Origin of the sequence: Thiocapsa bogorovii, from assembly GCF_021228795.1 — a bacterium.
GTDB classification, from domain to species: domain Bacteria; phylum Pseudomonadota; class Gammaproteobacteria; order Chromatiales; family Chromatiaceae; genus Thiocapsa; species Thiocapsa bogorovii.
In genome coordinates this window covers 4,257,689-4,275,718 of the sequence record NZ_CP089309.1, presented here as the reverse complement: position 1 = coordinate 4,275,718, position 18,030 = coordinate 4,257,689, and the positions used below count along the sequence as shown (strand labels likewise).

Sequence of the window (18,030 nt, the reverse complement as noted above, 5' to 3'; positions counted from 1 at the left end):
CGGAGGTCAGACCCACGCCGGCAACCGGCGCGTTAAGGGCAGAGCGTCACCGGTGCGCCGGACGCCGACGTCGGGGGAGTGACCGGCTCCTGCCCGAAGGCTCGTCCCTGTTTCAGGCAATACGCCAGCCATTTGCCGATGAAGACATTCGCTTGCCACTTCTCCGCGAGCGCCGGCGCACGATAATCGGCTCGCAGCGGCAGGACCGTTTGGCGCAGGTCGATCACCTCGACCTGGCCGGCGTCGTGATACACCCTCAAGCGGGCATCCGGATCCGGGAGCGTAACCCCTTGAACAGGGAAGAGATAGGTGAGACGAAGGATGGTCGTGAAGGGCGCTTGGTCTACGATCTCGAGATACAGATCAACCCCGTCGGAGCAACGCGAGCCGTAGACGCCGGACGGTCGCGCAGCCAGATCCGGGACCAAACGGGAGAGGCGCGCGAAGTTCTCTTCGCAGAGACTCATAAGTGCCCCGAGGTTGGGGCGACCCGAGAGGACGCAGGCAGTCGCCCAGGGGTGGCAAGCGCGCAGCATCGAGACCAAAACCGAGCGTACGGTGCGTGTCGATCGAGCTACGCGTTGCCGGATGCGTGGGACTGAGCTTGCTCTGCGATCTGGCGCTTGACCTCGACCATATCGAGCTCGCCGGCCTTGGCCAGGAGATCTCGAAACTGGCTCTCCGGGAGCGCGCCCGGCTGCGAGAAGATGATGATCTGCTCGCGAAAGATCATGAGTGTAGGAATCGACCGGATCTGGAAGTGAGCCGCGATCTCTTGTTGCTCCTCGGTGTTGATCTTGGCAAAGACGACATCGGTCAGGTCCTCGGACACCTTGTCGTAGACAGGCGCGAAAGATCGGCAGGGACCACACCAGGGTGCCCAGAAGTCCACGACGACGAAAGCGTTGTCTTGGATCGTTTGTTCGAAATTGGTTCCGTCGAGCTCGATTACGGCCATAAGGGTATCCTGCGATCAATTCGGCGATGAAACGTTGCCGGAGATGGTATCAGAAACCCGGCCCTTCGGCAGGTTCACCGACTCGAAACAAGGATATACCGAACGCCCGGATCGGGCCGGCAATGCCGTGCCCGACATCGGGTGCTGCGTGTCGGCGACAGGCGCTCGGAACTGCGTCAGCTTGCGGAGAGTTTCTCGATGATCTCGTCGCGAATCCCTTCCACCGAGCCGATCCCGGTCACCTTGACGTAACGCGGTGCGTCATCGCCGCCTTGCTCGGCCCAGGTCGAGTAATAGTTGATCAGCGGCTCGGTCTGGTCGTGATACACCCGCAAACGCTCCTTCACCGTGTCCTCGCGATCATCGTCGCGCTGGATCAGCGGTTCGCCGGTCTCGTCGTCCTTGTCGGCCTCCTTGGGCGGATTGAAGACGACGTGATAGGTCCGACCCGATGCCGGATGGACCCGACGACCCGACATGCGTCGAATGATCTCTTCGTCCGGCACGTCAATCTCGACCACGACATCGATTCCGACCCCCGCCGCCTTCAAGGCATCGGCTTGGCCGAGCGTACGCGGGAAACCGTCGAACAGATAACCGTTCTTGCAGTCGTCTTCCGTGATCCTGGTCTTCACCATACCCATGATGATGTCGTCCGAGACCAGCCCGCCTTCGTCCATGATCTTCTTGGCCGCTTTACCCAGATCGGTTCCCTGCTTAACGTGCGCACGCAGCATATCGCCGGTGGAGATCTGCGGGATCTTGAAGTGCTCCTTGATGAAGCCGGCCTGAGTGCCTTTTCCCGCGCCCGGGCCGCCGAGTAGGATGACGCGCATTTCGCTTTCCCTCAGTAGTGTTTTTAGAAGGTGCGCCCGAGTGTGCCACAGTCCGATTCGACACGACCACAGAACAAATCCATCGGCGGATCGGTGGGACTTATGACCGGATCTGACGCCGACGACCGTCAGGAGCCCGCGCGCCCGCCGGAAGCGGCGGGCGCGAGCAATCGACGCGACGCTGCCGCGCGATTCGCCGTCAGCGACCGGACATCAGCATTCCAAGCATCAATTTGTTCAAACGCCCGACGAAAGCCGCCGGATCGTCGAGCTGTCCACCTTCGGCGAGCTGCGCCTGATCGAGCAGAATCAGCGCGAGGTCGCCAAAGCGGTCGTCTTGGGTCTCGGACTCCAGACGTTTGACCAAGGGATGACCGATGTTGACCTCCAGGATCGGCTTGCTCTCGGGCGCACTCTGACCGACCGCCTTGAGCACGCGCGCCAGATTGGCACTCATGTCGTGCTCGCCGACGACCAGACAGGCCGGGGATTCGACCAGGCGGGTGCTCGGCCGGACCGACTCGACCCGCTCGCCCAAGGTGGACTTCAGGCGCTCCAGCAGATCCCCGTGCTCGGCAACGGCCTTCTCCTTCGCCTCCTTCTCTTCCGCATCGGCCAAGCCGCCGAGGTCCAGATCGCCCTTGGCCACCGAGTGCAGTGTCTTGCCCTTGTATTCGGTGAGATGGCTGACCAGCCATTCGTCGACGCGGTCGGACAACAGCAGCACCTCGATGCCCTTCTTGCGGAAGACCTCGAGATGCGGGCTGTGACGGGCTGCAGCCGCGCTGTCGGCGGTGATGTAGTAGATCTTGTCCTGACCTTCCTTCATCCGCTCCAGGTAGGCGTCGAGCGACTCGCGCTGGGCATCGCTCTCGCTGTGGGTGCTGGCGAAGCGCAGCAGACCGGCGATGCGCTCCTTGTTCGCGAAGTCCTCAGCCGGACCCTCCTTGAGCACCCGGCCGAACTCGTCCCAGAACTCGCCGTACTTCTCGGGCTCGTCCTTCGCCAGGGTCTCCAGGAGCCCGAGGATGCGCTTGGTGTTGGCCTGGCGGATCGTATCGATCTTGCGGTTGTGTTGGAGGATCTCGCGCGAGACGTTCAAGGGCATGTCGTCGGAATCGACCACGCCCTTGACGAAGCGCAGATAGTGCGGCATCAACTTATCGGCCTCGTCCATGATGAAGACGCGGCGCACATAGAGCTTCACGCCGTGCTTGGCGTCGCGCTCCCAGAGATCCCAGGGCGCACGTTTGGGCACGAAGAGCAGTGTCGTGTACTCGTTCGTTCCCTCGACGCGGTTGTGCGCATAGGCGAGCGGGACATCGAAATCGTGCGACACATGCTTGTAGAAGTCGTGATATTCCTCTTCCGTGATCTCGGACTTGTTGCGCATCCAGAGCGCAGTGCCTCGATTCACCTGCTCATACTCGGGCGGTGCGTCCTTGGCCTTCTCGGCCTCCTCCCCGTAAAGCTCCTTGCGCATCTCCACCGGCAGGGCGAGATGGTCGGAGAACTTGCCGATGATGCTGCGCAGACGCCAGGCATCCAGGAATTCCTTCTCGTCCTCCTTCAGGTGCAGGATGACGTCTGTACCGCGTCCGGGCTTCTCCAGCGTCTCCAGGGTGAAGCTGCCGCGGCCGTCGGACTCCCAACGTACCCCGTGCTCGGCACCGAGACCGGCGCGACGCGAGATCAGAGTCACCTTGTCCGCGACGATGAAGGCGGAGTAGAAGCCGACGCCGAACTGGCCGATCAGCTTGCTGTCTTTCGCCTGGTCGCCCGAAAGCGCCTCGACGAAACGTCGCGTGCCGGAACTGGCGATACTGCCGATGGTATCGATCACCTCTTGGCGGCTGAGCCCGATCCCGTTGTCCGACACGGTCAGCGTGCCGGCCTCCTTGTCGATCTCGACCCGGATGCGCAGATCACTTTCGCCTTCGTAGAGCCCATCGTCGCTGAGTGCCTCGAAACGCAGCTTCTCGGCCGCGTCGGAGGCGTTGGAGACCAGCTCGCGCAGAAAGATCTCCTTGTTCGAGTACAGCGACCGGATGACGAGATCCAGCACCTGGCTGACCTCCGCCTTGAAGTCCAGTGTTTCTTTGTGCGCTTCGACTGTCATTGCTTGGAATACCTCAATCGTGCTTCGATTCAACGTGAAATAGGGGATGTTCCGAGGGCGCAGCGGCCGTTCGACGTCACGCGCGGTGCACGGCCGGAGCAGCCCTGGACCGATCCGGTATTGTCGCATGGGCTTGCGGGGATACAATGCCTCACGAGCGCAGTGGCCGATCGCGTGACCGAGCATCCGCATCCCGCGCCTCCGAGAACCGTTTCAAGCAGGCCCGGGCGACCCGCATCCGGCCATGTTGAAGATCGGAACCGGCCATGTCAATACACGTCAAGGGGTCGAAGATGCAACCGCAAGTGATCGCCACAACGCCATTCGAGGGGCAACGCCCGGGTACCTCCGGTCTGCGCAAGAAGGTCGATGTGTTCCGGCAGCCGCACTATCTGGAGAACTTCGTTCAGGCGATCTTCGACACACAGACCCATGTCGCGGGCGGGACATTGGTCGTCGGCGGTGACGGACGTTACTACAATCGCGAGGCGATCCAAACCATCCTGCGCATGGCCGCCGCCAACGAGGTCAAGCGGGCGCTGGTCGGGCGTGGCGGGATCCTCTCGACCCCGGCGGCGTCCTGCGTCATCCGCAAATACCGGACCCGAGGCGGCATCATCCTCTCGGCCAGCCACAACCCGGGCGGTCCTGACGGTGACTTCGGTATCAAGTTCAACATCGCGGCGGGCGGACCTGCGCCGGAGTCGGTGACCGACGCCATCTTCGCGCGGACTCAAACGATTCGCGAATACCGCACGCTCGACTGCCCGGCGACCGATCTGGACGCACTCGGCACCGTGCGTATCGGCGACATGGAGGTCGAGATCATCGACCCTGTGAGCGATTATGCCGAGCTCATGGAGTCGCTCTTCGATTTCAACGCCATCCATCAGTTGTTCAATTCCGGCATCTTCCGCATGCGCTTCGACGCCATGCATGCCGTGACCGGGCCCTACGCCAAGGAGATCATCGAAAACCGCCTGGGGGCGGCGCCCGGGACCGTGATGAACCCCGAAGCACTGGAAGACTTCGGCGGCGGGCATCCCGATCCGAATCTCGCCCATGCCAAGGAGCTGGTTGCACTGACCGAGGGACCGGATGCGCTGGACTTTGGCGCCGCCTCGGACGGTGACGGCGACCGCAATATGATCCTCGGAAAGAAGTGCTTCGTCACACCGAGCGATAGCCTCGCGGTGCTTGCGGCGAATGCGCATCTGGTTCCCGGTTATCGCGCCGGCATCCGCGGCGTTGCGCGCTCCATGCCGACCAGCCAGGCCGCGGATCGTGTCGCCGAGCAGTTGGGTGTCGAGTGTTTCGAAACCCCCACAGGCTGGAAATTCTTCGGCAACCTACTCGACGCCGGCCGAATCACGCTCTGCGGCGAAGAGAGCTTCGGCACCGGATCGGATCATGTCCGCGAGAAGGACGGCCTCTGGGCCGTGCTCTTCTGGCTGAACCTGCTGGCGGTACGCCAGCAATCCGTCGCCGAGATCCTGTCCGAGCACTGGCGCCGGTTCGGCCGTAACTTCTACACGCGGCACGACTACGAGGCCGTCGATGCAACCGCGGCGGAAGGTCTGATCGACCACCTGCGGATCCTCCTCCCAGGACTTCCCGGTCGGCGGCTCGGCGATCAAACGGTGAGCTACGCGGATGATTTTGCCTATACCGATCCGATCGACGGCAGCCGCTCGGAGCGCCAGGGGATTCGCATCGGTTTCGAGAGCGGAGCGCGGATCGTCTTTCGTCTCTCGGGCACGGGAACCGAAGGAGCGACACTGCGGATCTATCTCGAATTCTTCGAGCCTGATCCCGAGCGCCACCTTCGGGACACCCAAGAGGCGATGCAGCCGCTGATCCTGATCGCGCGCGAGCTCGCGCAGATCGAAGCACGGACCGGGCGCAGCGAGCCGGACGTCGTGACCTAAAGCGCGTCCAGAGCGAGAGGCTCATTTTCGGGTGAGCTCGACGTTCGGTGCATCCAAGACCCTTAGCGGAGACGCGCTTTAGAATGATCTATGTTTTAGAATCCAGGCATTCCGAATGATCCGCAAGAACCCCTCCGGCGATCTGCCGGTGATCGACGAATCCGCTTACATCGACAAGACGGCCATCATCTGCGGAAAAGTCGTGATTCACGCCAACGTCTTCGTTGGTCCCTACGCCGTGATCCGCGCCGATGAGGTCGATGCACAAGGCGAAATGGACCCGGTGGTGATCGGCGCCAACTCGAACATCCAGGACGGCGTGGTCATCCATTCGAAGTCTGGCGCGGCGGTCACGATCGGGACCAACACCTCGATTGCGCATCGATCGATCGTGCACGGCCCTTGCTCCGTCGGAGACCGGGTGTTCATCGGCTTCAACAGCGTGCTCTTCAACTGCCACGTCGGGGACGGCTGCGTGGTCCGCCACAACGCCGTCGTCGATGGACGCGACCTGCCGCCCGAGTTCTATGTCCCCTCGACGACACGCATCGGCCCGTCCACCGACCTCGACATGATCAAGCGTGTCACGCCCCAAGCGAGTGAGTTCTCCGAGGACGTCATCCGAGCCAACGCCGATTTGGTGCGCGGGTACAAACGCCTCCAAAACGAGTTCTAGATTAAACTGCGGCGCTTTGGGGTTTGGAAGGGCCCTGCATTGAAGTCATGTCCGAGCCCCCCGAGTCGTCGGTGGATGCCGCAGTTTAAGTATTTAATTTTTTTTAAATTTCTGAATCCCGTCGTCTACCGAGTTTCTTGATCGGGATTGCGTCGATGGCGCATCTCACCTAGCGGATCGCTCGCGACGGGATTCAGTTCGGGATCCGCGTCCATGGGGGGGGCTCGCCGCGGGTCGCCATCCTCCTCGTCTTCGTCCATCAGGATCCGCCGCCCGTCGCCGTCCAGATCGTCGTATTGACCGGTTCGGGTCGCCCAGAAGAGCACGGCGACCGCAGCGAGTCCAAGGACAAGCATGCCGGGGATCAAGCCGTAGATCACGTCCATCGTCGATCGAACCTCCGCTCGATAGCATCAAGCAACCGCTCGGGTCACGGTTCGCGCGGGGCGCCGCCGTCTCCGGGCTTGAAAACCGCACGAATCCGCGCCGAGTTACCGATGACCGCCAGGGAGCTGAGCGGCATCGAGATGGCAGCGATCAGGGGCGTGATGACCGCAGCCATCGCAAGCGGGACCATGATGAGATTGTAAACCACCGAGATACCGATGTTCTGGCGAATGGTCCTTAGGGTGCGTCGCGACAATCGGGCGGCCTCTTCGACACGCCCGAGCTCGCTGGACATGAGCACGATGTCCGCGCTCGCGATCGAGACATCGGTCCCGCTCCCCATCGCGATGCCCACATCGGCCCGCACCAAGGCAGGTGCGTCGTTCACCCCGTCGCCGACCATAGCGACCCGGTGGCCGCCGCGCTGAAGCTCGGCGATCACGCGATCCTTATCCTCGGGCATGACCTGGGCGATGACCTCGATCCCGCCTCCGAGCTCGGCAGCGATCGCCTCGGCCGTCTCGCGGCGATCGCCGGTGAGGAGCGTCACCCGGATCCCGCGCTCGCGCATCCGCGCGATTACACGCGCGGCATCGGGTCGTAGTGGATCGGCGACGCCGAGCCGCAGCACCTCTTGGCCGGCTCGCGCGCAGTGAACAAGCCCCGAGGTCGCATCAGCCGACCGATCTTCCCCGTCGGACCAAGGCTGAACACCGTTTCGGACCAGCCAGTCCCGTGTCCCGGCCAGGATGTCGACCCCGTCCACACGCCCCTTGATCCCGAGACCGGGCGCAACCTCGACCGCATCCACCGGCGCCGCGATGCGCTCGATCTCGGCTCGCGCGCAGAGATCCAGGATGGCGGCGGCGATCGGATGCTCGGAGAGCCGCTCGAGCGCTTGGAGCCCTCCGAAGAGGTCACGCTCCTCGGGTGTCAGGTCCTGCGTCCCGTCGATCAGACGCCAGCCGCCGGGCGCGCTCGCGAGACCGGTTACGGTCGGGCGTCCGACGGTCAGCGTCCCGGTCTTGTCGAACACGAAGTGATCGATCGAGGAGAGGCGCTCGAGCACGGCACCGTTCTTCACCAGGATGCCGCGCGAGGCGGCGAGTCCGGTGGCCACGGCCACCGCCATGGGCGTGGCCATCCCGAAAGCGCAGGGACAGGTGATGATGAGCACGGCCGTCGCCGCCATCACCGCAACCTCGGCATCCACCTGAATCCAGAACAGGAAGGTGAGGGTAGCCAGAGCGAGCGTTGCCGCGACAAACCAGGGGACGATCCGGTCGGCAAGCCGCTGGATCGGTGCCTTGCTGGCTTGTGCGTCCTCGACCAGCCGAATGATGCGACCCAGTGCGGTCTCGCGCAGCAGCGCATCGATCCGCACGGTCAGGACACCCGCACCGTTGATCGTGCCGGCAACAACCTGGTCGCCGATCGCCTTGGCGACCGGTCGCGACTCTCCGGTCAGCATCGATTCATCCACCCCGCTGCCGCCGTAGATCACCTCGCCGTCGACGGGGATCCGCTCACCCGGACGTACCAACACGCGCTCGCCGAGCTTCAGTGCGCGCACCGGGACGACCGATTCGGTCTCGCAGGCTTCCCCGTCCAGGCGGGTCGCAACCTTCGGTTGAAGATCGAGCAGTCGTTGTGTCGAGGCCACGGCCTTGCGACGCGAGATCGCCTCGAGATAGCGTCCGACCAGGATGACGAAGAGGAAATTGACGACGGTGTCCCAGTAGACGTCGCCGATGCTGGAGATGCCGAGCGTGACATAGAGCGAGTAAACGTAAGTCGTCGTCACGCCGATCGCGATCGGCAGGTCCATGCTCAGATGTCCCGAGCGCAGCCCGGACCAGGCACCGCGGAAAAAGGGCGCGCCCGAATACAGAAGCGTCGGCGTGGCAATCACGAAGCCGAGCCATTGAAACAAACCGCGGAACTCGCCCTGATCGGCGCCGGCATAGAGCGCGATCGAGATCCACATGAGGTTCATCATCGCAAAACCGGCCCAGGCCATGCGGTACAGCATGGTGCGGTTCTCGCGCCCGATCGCACCCTCCGCGGACTCGGGGTCGAAGGGCGCGGCGGCATAGCCGAGATCCGCGAGTCGGCGCAGGATCCTCGAGAGCTTCAGGCGTCCGTTGTCCCAGCGCACGCGCAGTCGCCGGCCGGTCAGGTTGACGCGGGCCTCCTCCACCCCCGGCATGGCGCAAAGCCCCTTCTCGATCAGCCAGACGCAGGCCGCGCAGTGGATGCCCTCGACCAGGAGATTGATCTCGCGTGACTCGCCGGCGGTGTCGGTGAACTCCTCCTGCACGGCATCAAGATCGAAAACGGCCAGATCTTTCGGCGGCTCGGGTGGCGGACCGAAGATCTCGCCCTCGGGGGTGCGCTTATAGAACCCCTCGAGTCCGGCGGCGAAGATCGCCTCGCAGACCGACTTGCAACCGGTGCAGCAGAAGTCCCGTTCGCGACCTGCCACCACCGCCGTCTCGCGCGCGGATTCGGCGACCGGAAGACCGCAGTGAAAGCAGTGCACGCGGGTCGAGGACGACGCCGGGCGGGCCGTCGCGTCCGCCTCGGATTCTTGGCTCGAAACCGGAGGCGTTCGGACCTCAGGGGCGAGCGACGTTGACACGCTCGCCGACGCTGTATTCGTCCTCGCCGGTCTTCGCGGCGATCAGGATGTCCCAAACGCCGATCAGCGGAAAGGACGTCTCGACCAAATAGCGTCCCTTGGCCTCGCGAATCATCGGCAAGGCGAAATCGCGCGAGACATCGGACGGTCGGTACGCGTAGAAGGACGCCTCGTCGACATCGACGGGCTGACCGGCCTTGTCAACCAGGACCAGGCGAATCGACGCTTCCGCACCGGCAGTGAGGGGCTTTGGGATATCCGCACGCATCAGCCAACCGGGGTCACGGGCGAGACGCGAGACCATCGTTTGCTCGTAGTCTTGACCACGTTCGTAATAGTCCGCGTTGACCAACCCGGGATTGGTGCGGATCGCGAGAAACACGAAGGTCAGGTTCACGGCGAGTACCGTGACGATCAGGCCGATCCATGCCAGAACCCAGGGACTTCGGAACGCCGGGGTCGATTCGGAAGGGGGTTGGCTACTTGTTTGCATATTCGTTTACCTCGATGTCGATACCGTTCGGGCAGCGGCCCGTCGGCTGTGCCGAACGAGCTCCCATGCCGACCTGTCTATGCTGCCTTCTGCATCCAAAGAGCCGATGAGCCGACTCGAACGACGCCGACCGCAAGGGCCAACAGCGCCGAGACGGTGACAAGCTCGACGCCCTGCTCAAGACGGGAAAGGGTGTCGTGATCCATGTCCACGAGCCGCATCAGGAGGTAAGACAGCGCGTCCGCGCCGATTGAAGCAGAAGCCACAATCGCGAACACCAGGCCCGTCAGGACGATCGTGGCATGTCCCGAAGGACGTCGCGACCGAGCCGCTTTGCGTCCCCCAAGCTCTCCATCTCATCCATAGACCAATGCGACCGTTTTCATGAGACAAGCACCGAACGGCGTCCGTCGCGCTCGGAGCTGGAAAGCTGGCTAACGACGTGGTCCGATGAAGACGCTGTCCCGGTCGGCCTCGACCAGAGCGCCGGACGGTCGCGCCGCTTGGACATGAAACCGCACCGGATGCTGTTCACCGTCGAGCGAGCGCTTCGGCACCTTGACGAACACAACAGCAGGGGTCACTCCGCCCGGCGGCGCCACGATCGGCTCCTCCGCCCCGACGAGCGTCAAGCCGTCGGGACCGGTCACGCTGATCCGCACGGCGAGCTCTTCGGGCATCTTGTTGAGGATCTTCAGTGTGTATTTGTTCTGGATGGATCCGTCGCTGAGCCGCACATAGAGCGGCGCGCGTTCGTGCAGGACCTTGAGGTCGATCGCCGCCAAGGTCGAAAACCCGTAGAGGATCCCTGCAAGCGCGACACTCATGATCGCCGCGTAAACCCAGACACGCGGACGCAGCAGGAGCGTCTTGGTGGGCAAACCTTCGAGCTCGTCCAGCGAGGCATAGCGGATCAGGCCGCGCGGTCGCCCGACCTTATCCATGACCTGATCGCATGCATCGATGCAGAGCGCACAGGTGATGCAGCCTTCCTGCTGTCCATTACGGATATCGACACCGGTCGGACAGACGGCAACACATTGGTTGCAGTCGACGCAGTCGCCGCCCGTGCGCGTTTCACCGGTTTCGCCGCGCTTCACGCGTCCACGGGGCTCGCCACGCGCAACGTCGTAGGTCGGGACGATCGTTGTCTTGTCGAGCATCACGCCTTGGATGCGCGCATAGGGGCAGAGCCAGAAACAGGTCTGTTCACGCATGAAGCCGGCCAAGCCGTAGGTTCCGACAGTGAAGAGCGCCACCGTGATGTAGGCGACGGCACCGGACTCGCCGGCGAAAAAGCTGCCCCAAAGGGTCGGTGCGTCCGTGAACCAGGCCACGAAGCTGAAACCCGTGATGAAGCCGATCAACAACCAGAGCGCATGTTTGGTCGCCTTGATCCGAAGCTTGCTCAGGGACATGGGCGACTTGTCGAGCTTCCGACGTTGCGGCGGACTCCCCTCGAGTTTCTCCTCGATCCAGGTATAGATGTCGGTCCAGACCGTCTGAAAGCAAAAATAGCCGCACCAGACCCGGCCGACCAACGCGGTCGCCACGGCGAGGAGGATGGCGAAGAACAGCAACAACAACGACAGCATCCAGAAGTCCTGCGGCAGAACCGTCGCGCCGAAGATGTGATACTGGCGATTCGGAATATCGAACAAGACCGCCTGCCGACCGTCCCAGCGCAGATAAGGACCGAGGAAGTAGATCAACCAAACCGAGGCGGCGGCCCACTTGATGGTTCGCCACCGTCCGGCAAGACGCTTGGCGTGGATCGTTTCGCCGCCGGTATTGACATGCCAATGCTCGGCCTCGGCATAGAGGTCGTCAACGGCGGTTTGGGTTGCCACAGGATTCGTGCTCACTGACCATCTCCACAACGGGGTCGACGTTTTCCACAAGCGGTGTCCCAGCATCGAGCTGAACTCGCATCTCGGTGTCGCGCATGGGGGAAGCGGCGGATGCATGATCTGCCGGATCGGATCCGGCCGGATCTGCCTGAAAACGACGTCGGCCTCAAGGCGTCGACCGAATGCCGCCTCCACATAAATGATAAGTTACGCCTCACGACTCTTTTTGACCATGCGTTTTCGCAAACGCAACCACTTGATTCCGAAGTCATTTACGCTACAAAAAAAGGGGGATCTTAGATCCCCCTCGATGGCGTTATATCAAGTCCGACGCCTTCAAGACTCTTTGTTCTTGTGCGCCTCCGCATCCCGGTTCATCAAGGTGATGACCTTGTAGATCAGGAATACGATGATCAGGATCGCGATAACAACCATTGCGAGCGACATCAAAGTCACGAAGTCCCACGTCAGTCCGCCGGTCATGCCGTTCTCCTCCCCTGCTCCGCGTGTTGTCCGCGGGCCGGCAGGCCGGCCCGCGCATCTTTAGACGCGTATCATCCGCCTCCGCCGAGCTCGTGAACGTAAATGGCGAGCTTCTTGATGTCCTGATCGTCGAGTTTCCGAACCTCGACATCGTCTACCTTCGCGACCGAGCCGAAGGCCGGCATCACCGCATCACGCGTCTCCGGAATGCCGGGCTGATTGACGCCATACATGATCGTGTGACGTGCGCTCTCGAAGCCGCCCGGCTCGAAACGCCAGATGCTGTCGGTCAGATTAGCCGCACCGACGCTCACGATCTCTCCGCCCGGAAGTTCGGCGAGTACTCCGTTCGCCTTCTCGCCGTGGCAGGCGTTGCAACCTTTGGCACGATACAGCTCCCAACCGGCTGCACTACCCTCGCTGCCGTCGTGCATTTCGACGACCCAGTGTGCGAGCGCATCGATCTCCTCCTGGGAGAGGATATTCGCATGGGCGGTCATCGCTCCTTTTCGACCGTTCGTTATCGTCTCTTTCAGCTTCGCAATCGAGCCGCCGTAGAGCCAGTCGTCGTCGGCCAAGACCGGGTAGCCGGGATTGCCTTGCCCGCCGCTGCCGTGACAGGCCGAGCAATAATCGCCGAACAAGACCTTGGCCGATGCCAGTGTGTATTGCAGCAGGCCCGGATCGGCAATAATCTCCTCGGCGGTCATCTGGCTGATCTGTTCCTCGAACGGACCGCGCTTCGCATCGACTTGAGCCACACCCTGCTCGTACTCTTGAATCTGCGTCCACCCTAGGAGACCGGGTGTCGCCTGCTGACCGACCGGCCAGCTCGGATAGAGGATCGTGTAGACGATCACGAAGAGTATGGACGCCCAAAATCCGAGCATCCACCACCGCGGGGGTGGATTCGCCAGTTCCCGCAGGTTGTCGTCCCAGACATGTCCGGTGTTGTTCTCACCGGGAAAGGGGTTATTTTCGGCCATGTAGGTCTCCGGTGTTCTCGTTGTCCTCTTCGAACGGGATATGTTTCATGGCTTCAAGCTTTTCCCGATTCTTGGGACGAAAGACGTAGAAGTAGGCACCGACCATCAGCAGGAAGACGACAACGGTGAGGATCGTGCCGATCCAATCATTCGTCGTCATCGCCTGCCAATCGGTCTGGAAATGGTCGCTGAGACTACTCACGGTAGGTCTTGGACTCGTCGAGCGCGACCATGGTGCCGAGGACCTGCAGATAGGTCACCAGAGCATCCATTTCGGTCTTGCCTTCCACCAGTGCCGGCGCAGCCTCGATATCGGCGTCCGAGTAAGGCACGCCCACCGTGCGCATCCCGCGCATGTGCCTCTGCATCTTCTTGCCGCTGAGGTAATTCTCGTCCAGCCAGGGATACCCCGGCATGACGGACTCGGGGACCAAGGACCGCGGCGCACGCATATGCTGGCGCTGCCACTCGTCGGAGTATTTTCCGCCGACCCGCGCGAGATCCGGACCGGTCCGTTTCGAGCCCCACTGGAATGGATGATCGAACATGGACTCGGAGGCCAGCGAATAGTGCCCGTAACGCTCGCGCTCGTCGCGGAACGGACGGATCATCTGCGAGTGACAGAGGTAGCAACCCTCGCGCTGGTAGACGTCTCGCCCGGCCAGCTCGAGCGCCGTGTAGGGGCGCATTCCTTCGCCCGCTGCCCAATTCCATTGCTCTTTTCCGGCCTCGTCGACGACGACGATCGGCTCTTCTCCGGCCTTATCCCACACGATCTCCGGATAGGTGTGGTACTCCATGGTGTTCTTCATATAGAAGAGCGGGACGATCTCAACCAATCCGCCCACCGACAACACCAAGGCCGTCACGATGAGCAGGCCCCATATATTGACCTCCATCCATTCCTGGAAGGACTTCGGCTTTGCCTTTTTATCAGCCATGAGATGCTACTCCGGGGATCATGCCGCTGCCGGCAAGGCGCGCGCCTTGCTCAGGCTGCCTTCGGACAACGACTTGCGCACGGTCATCAGGATGTTGAACAGCATCACGATGGCACCGAGCAGGAAGATCGCACCACCGACGGTTCGCATCGCGTAATAGGGGTGCATCGCGTCTACGGATTCGACGAAGGTGTAGGCCAGGGTGCCGTACTCGTCATAGGCACGCCACATCAGACCCTGCATGATCCCCGAAACCCACATGGCCACGATGTAGATTACGGTTCCGATCGTCGCCGTCCAAAAGTGGAAGTTGATCAACCGCACCGAGAACATCTCGGTGTGATAAAGCCGCGTCATGAGGTGGTAGATCGCTCCGATCGAGATCCCCGCAACCCAGCCCAACGCACCGGAATGGACGTGACCGATGGTCCAGTCCGTGTAGTGAGAAAGAGCGTTGACCGTCTTCAGCGACATGACGGGCCCTTCGAAGGTCGACATGGCGTAGAAGGCGAGTGCGATGATCAAGAAGCGCAGGACGTAGTCGGTCCGCAGCCGATCCCAGGCACCCGAGAGGGTCATCATGCCGTTCACGGCACCACCCCACGACGGGATGATCATCGCGATGGAGACAGCGGCGCCGAGTGACCCGGTCCAATCAGGCAGCGCGGTATATTGCAGATGATGCGCGCCGAGCCAGACGTAACCGAACATCAAGGCCCAGAAATGGATCACCGAGAGACGGTAGGAGTAGATCGGACGCCCCGCCTGCTTCGGTACGAAGTAATACATGATCCCGAGGAAACCGGCCGTTAGGTAGAACCCGACCGCATTATGTCCCCACCACCACTGGATCATGGCGTCCTGTACGCCCGAAAAGACCGAATAGGATTTGAAGAGCCCGACCGGAATCGCCAGGCTGTTCACCACATGTAGATAGACGATCATGATCATCATGCCGAGGAAGAACCAGTTCGACACGTAGATGTGCGAGGACTTCCGATTGGCGATCGTCATCACGAAGTTGATGGTGAACGACAGCCAAACCACGGCGATCAGGATGTCGACCGGCCACTCAAGCTCTGCATATTCCTTCGATTGGGTCAAGCCCAACGGAAGGGTGATCACGGCCAGAACGATGACGAGATTCCAACCCCAAAAGGTAAACCACGCCATCTTGTCGCTCCAGAGGCGCGCGCCGCAGGTGCGTTGGACGGTGTAGAAGGCAGTCGCCATCAAGGTACATCCGCCGAAGGCGAAGATGACGGCGTTGGTGTGAAGCGGGCGCAGACGCCCGAACGATAGATAGGGGCTATCCAGATTCAGTGCCGGCCAAGCCAGCTCTGCTGCGATATAAACCCCGACAGACGCGCCCACCACCAGGTAGACGACGGCCATGACCGTGAACCAGCGTACAACGTCGAGGTTGTACTTCCGTTCCAGACTGGCTTCCATTAGACCCTCCCAGAAAACGTCGGGAAAACAACAAGATTTATAAGGCGATCCAGCCGTCTCGTGATGTCACTCCATCGGGCGACAGTGCGCGGGTCATATCACTGGATCGGAGTCCGAAAGTCAACATAGGAGCAGGGCATCTGACCTGATCCATATGGGATATACCGCAACAGTCATTGACCTGGATCAGGTCCGAGCGGGGCATTTCGACATCCGGACGGACGGTATCACTTGAAAAAAGCGTCGATCGAAAACCCTTCTTTTTCGAGGATATCCCGCAGTCGTCGCAACGCATCCATCTGGATTTGGCGCACCCGCTCGCGGGTCACACCCAGCTCCTGGGCGACGTTCTCGAGGGTCGAATTTTCATAGCCGTGCAGACCGAAGCGACGCTCCACCACCTCGCGCTGCTTGGCGTTGAGCTTTCCGAGCCAGTGCTCGAGATTGGCTTGAATATCGTTGTCCTGGATGCGGTCGGCCGGGTCGTCTGCGGCCTCGTCCTGGAGCATGTCGACGAGCGGTTTGTCCGCATCCTTGCTGTAGGGCGTATCCACCGAGGCAATGCGCTCGTTCAGACCGAGCATCCGCTTGACCTCGCCGATCGGCTTGTCCAGTAGGACGGCGATGTCCTCGGTCGTAGGCTCGTGATCGAGGCGCTGCGAGAGTTTGCGCGCAGCCTTGAGATAGATGTTGATTTCCTTCACGACATGAATCGGCAGACGCACGGTCCGGGTCTGGTTCATGATCGCCCGCTCGATGGTCTGGCGGATCCACCAGGTGGCATAGGTCGAGAAGCGGAACCCCCTCTCCGGATCGAATTTCTCGACCGCGCGGATCAACCCGAGGTTACCCTCCTCGATCAGATCCAGAAGGGGTAAACCCCGATTGAGATAGCGCCGAGCGATCTTCACGACCAATCGGAGGTTGCAGACGATCATGCGCTGGCGCGCGGCGTTGTCGCCGCTCTGGGCTGCCCGTGCGAGGCTGATCTCTTCCTCGGCGGTGAGGAGCTTGGATTCTCCGATCTCGTTCAGGTACAGGCGCGTGGCGTCGAAATCGCCCTCGCCCGAGCTGAAACGCTCGGTCGGGGACTCGCTCGCTGCCGGCTGGCTCGGCTCGGGCTCGACGGCGTCCGCGTCCACCACGTCGATGTCGTCGTCGGTCGGCTCGGAGTCCTCGCCGTCGAGCAAGATCTCTCCGTCGAGGTCCGATGCGAGATCGGGAACATCGACCTTGGGCTCACGCGGATCGGCGCTTGACATCCACATCTTCCTCCGTCGGGTCGGACGTGTTTACGTTCGCGGAGGCAGGTAGAGTAGCGGGTCGACGGCCGCGCCGTCTCGGCGGATTTCAAAATGCAGAAGGTAGCCGCCCCCCTCGACCGCTTGACCTATCTCCGCGACCGCTTGTCCGCGCTTGACCCGATCCCCCTCGGCGGCGAGCAGCCTGCGATTGAAGCCGTAGGCGCTCAGATATTTGTCGTTATGTTTGATGATGATAAGGTTGCCGTACCCTTTGAGTCCACCGCCACTGTAGACCACTTGGCCATCAGCCGCGGCTGTGGCCTGCTCGCCAGCACGCCCGCGAATGCGGATCCCTTGGCGCGTACGGTCGCCGTCGCTGAATGTCTGAACGAGCGATCCCTTGAGCGGCCAGGCCCAAGTGACCCCGGTGGCCGCGGCCGGACTGGCGACGGAGCGGACCGAATCCGTTCGAGGCACGCCTCGCGACGTGGGCTCGGAGCTGGCCGCCCGCGCCGGACCCGCCGCTGCTGTCGGACTCCCTGCACCGGCCGGACTCGCCGCGGGTGCAGGGCTCGCGGGCGTCGGGGCAGCGACCACCGCCGGACTCCCCGGTGCCGGGGACGGCTGCGGCGGAGGCGAACCGTCCGGGGGCTCGATCCGAAGGAGGCGACCGGCATAGATCGAATAGGGCGACTCCAATCCATTCCAGCTCGCTAGCGTGCGAAGACCGACGCCGTGCCGAGTCGCGACCTCGCTGAGCGTGTCGCCCTGGCGGATGAGATAGTAGCCATCCGGAGCCGGTCCGACCCAATCCCATCCCCCGACCGGTGCCGGCGCTTTCGAGGCGCACCCCCCGAGCAGCAAGATCACGCAGAGGACAAGCCCGGAGAAGCCGATCAACAGCATCGCGCAACGCCGCGCGGGTGGTGTGCGGGGCCCGCAAAGACCATCACCCGGCGGGAGAGCGCGCAGGCCGCTGGAGGTGTAAATGTTATCCATCCAATGCATACGGCAATCAGTCGTGTTCCAGAAATGA

Annotated in this window: 18 protein-coding genes; 2 read left to right on the top strand and 16 right to left on the bottom strand. The window is 62.2% G+C overall.

Annotated elements, in window-relative coordinates; all coding sequences use genetic code 11:
• Positions 1-32: 32 nt before the first annotated feature.
• The 4 genes from LT988_RS18955 to htpG all read right to left on the bottom strand — a co-directional run bounded on the left by LT988_RS18955 (position 33) and on the right by htpG (position 3,913).
• Complete coding sequence (locus LT988_RS18955) at positions 33-467, bottom strand: DUF1249 domain-containing protein (RefSeq protein WP_232407073.1); 435 nt, start codon at positions 465-467, stop codon at positions 33-35.
• Between the two features lie 107 nt (positions 468-574).
• Positions 575-958, bottom strand: a complete 384-nt coding sequence (trxA, locus tag LT988_RS18950) for a thioredoxin (RefSeq protein WP_232407072.1) — start codon at positions 956-958, stop codon at positions 575-577.
• 176 nt (positions 959-1,134) lie between these two features.
• Entirely contained in the window at positions 1,135-1,794 is a 660-nt protein-coding gene (gene adk, locus LT988_RS18945; protein ID WP_232407071.1) for an adenylate kinase, read from the bottom strand.
• Positions 1,795-1,993: 199 nt separating this feature from the next.
• Positions 1,994-3,913 carry a molecular chaperone HtpG gene (gene htpG / locus LT988_RS18940; protein WP_232407070.1) on the bottom strand — a complete coding sequence of 640 codons (1,920 nt, stop codon included), beginning with the start codon at positions 3,911-3,913 and terminating at the stop codon, positions 1,994-1,996.
• 293 nt (positions 3,914-4,206) lie between these two features.
• Between htpG and LT988_RS18935 the strand changes: the two genes are divergently transcribed.
• Both LT988_RS18935 and LT988_RS18930 read left to right on the top strand, forming a co-directional pair.
• Positions 4,207-5,841 carry an alpha-D-glucose phosphate-specific phosphoglucomutase gene (locus LT988_RS18935; RefSeq protein WP_232407069.1) on the top strand — a complete coding sequence of 545 codons (1,635 nt, stop codon included), beginning with the start codon at positions 4,207-4,209 and terminating at the stop codon, positions 5,839-5,841.
• 115 nt (positions 5,842-5,956) lie between these two features.
• Entirely contained in the window at positions 5,957-6,517 is a 561-nt protein-coding gene (locus LT988_RS18930; protein WP_232407068.1) for a gamma carbonic anhydrase family protein, read from the top strand.
• Between the two features lie 125 nt (positions 6,518-6,642).
• Here the strand turns inward: LT988_RS18930 and ccoS are convergent, their stop codons facing one another.
• From ccoS to LT988_RS18870, 12 genes are all read right to left on the bottom strand, one after another.
• Positions 6,643-6,903 (bottom strand): cbb3-type cytochrome oxidase assembly protein CcoS, encoded by a 261-nt coding sequence (ccoS, locus tag LT988_RS18925; RefSeq protein WP_232407067.1) that lies wholly within the window; start codon positions 6,901-6,903, stop codon positions 6,643-6,645.
• 44 nt (positions 6,904-6,947) lie between these two features.
• Positions 6,948-9,392, bottom strand: coding sequence for a heavy metal translocating P-type ATPase (locus tag LT988_RS18920; RefSeq protein ID WP_232407066.1), 2,445 nt, complete (start codon positions 9,390-9,392; stop codon positions 6,948-6,950).
• Between the two features lie 130 nt (positions 9,393-9,522).
• Complete coding sequence (locus LT988_RS18915) at positions 9,523-10,038, bottom strand: FixH family protein (protein ID WP_232407065.1); 516 nt, start codon at positions 10,036-10,038, stop codon at positions 9,523-9,525.
• 77 nt (positions 10,039-10,115) lie between these two features.
• Complete coding sequence (locus tag LT988_RS18910) at positions 10,116-10,304, bottom strand: hypothetical protein (RefSeq protein WP_232407064.1); 189 nt, start codon at positions 10,302-10,304, stop codon at positions 10,116-10,118.
• Positions 10,305-10,472: 168 nt separating this feature from the next.
• A complete protein-coding gene (gene ccoG / locus LT988_RS18905; protein WP_232407063.1) occupies positions 10,473-11,903 on the bottom strand; it encodes a cytochrome c oxidase accessory protein CcoG in 1,431 nt (476 codons plus the stop codon).
• Positions 11,904-12,224: 321 nt separating this feature from the next.
• Positions 12,225-12,371 carry a hypothetical protein gene (locus tag LT988_RS18900; protein ID WP_232407062.1) on the bottom strand — a complete coding sequence of 49 codons (147 nt, stop codon included), beginning with the start codon at positions 12,369-12,371 and terminating at the stop codon, positions 12,225-12,227.
• 71 nt (positions 12,372-12,442) lie between these two features.
• Entirely contained in the window at positions 12,443-13,357 is a 915-nt protein-coding gene (gene ccoP, locus LT988_RS18895; RefSeq protein WP_232407061.1) for a cytochrome-c oxidase, cbb3-type subunit III, read from the bottom strand.
• Positions 13,344-13,559, bottom strand: coding sequence for a cbb3-type cytochrome c oxidase subunit 3 (locus tag LT988_RS18890; protein ID WP_232407060.1), 216 nt, complete (start codon positions 13,557-13,559; stop codon positions 13,344-13,346). The genes ccoP and LT988_RS18890 overlap by 14 nt, the downstream gene beginning before the upstream one ends.
• Entirely contained in the window at positions 13,552-14,298 is a 747-nt protein-coding gene (ccoO, locus tag LT988_RS18885) for a cytochrome-c oxidase, cbb3-type subunit II (RefSeq protein ID WP_232407059.1), read from the bottom strand. The genes LT988_RS18890 and ccoO overlap by 8 nt, the downstream gene beginning before the upstream one ends.
• A gap of 18 nt (positions 14,299-14,316) precedes the next feature.
• The gene (gene ccoN, locus LT988_RS18880) at positions 14,317-15,750 is read right to left on the bottom strand and encodes a cytochrome-c oxidase, cbb3-type subunit I (RefSeq protein WP_232407058.1); all 1,434 of its coding nucleotides are present in this window, start codon (positions 15,748-15,750) and stop codon (positions 14,317-14,319) included.
• Between the two features lie 227 nt (positions 15,751-15,977).
• Positions 15,978-17,012 carry an RNA polymerase sigma factor RpoS gene (rpoS, locus tag LT988_RS18875; protein ID WP_232407057.1) on the bottom strand — a complete coding sequence of 345 codons (1,035 nt, stop codon included), beginning with the start codon at positions 17,010-17,012 and terminating at the stop codon, positions 15,978-15,980.
• 30 nt (positions 17,013-17,042) lie between these two features.
• The gene (locus LT988_RS18870; RefSeq protein ID WP_232407056.1) at positions 17,043-17,900 is read right to left on the bottom strand and encodes a peptidoglycan DD-metalloendopeptidase family protein; all 858 of its coding nucleotides are present in this window, start codon (positions 17,898-17,900) and stop codon (positions 17,043-17,045) included.
• Positions 17,901-18,030: the final 130 nt, after the last annotated feature.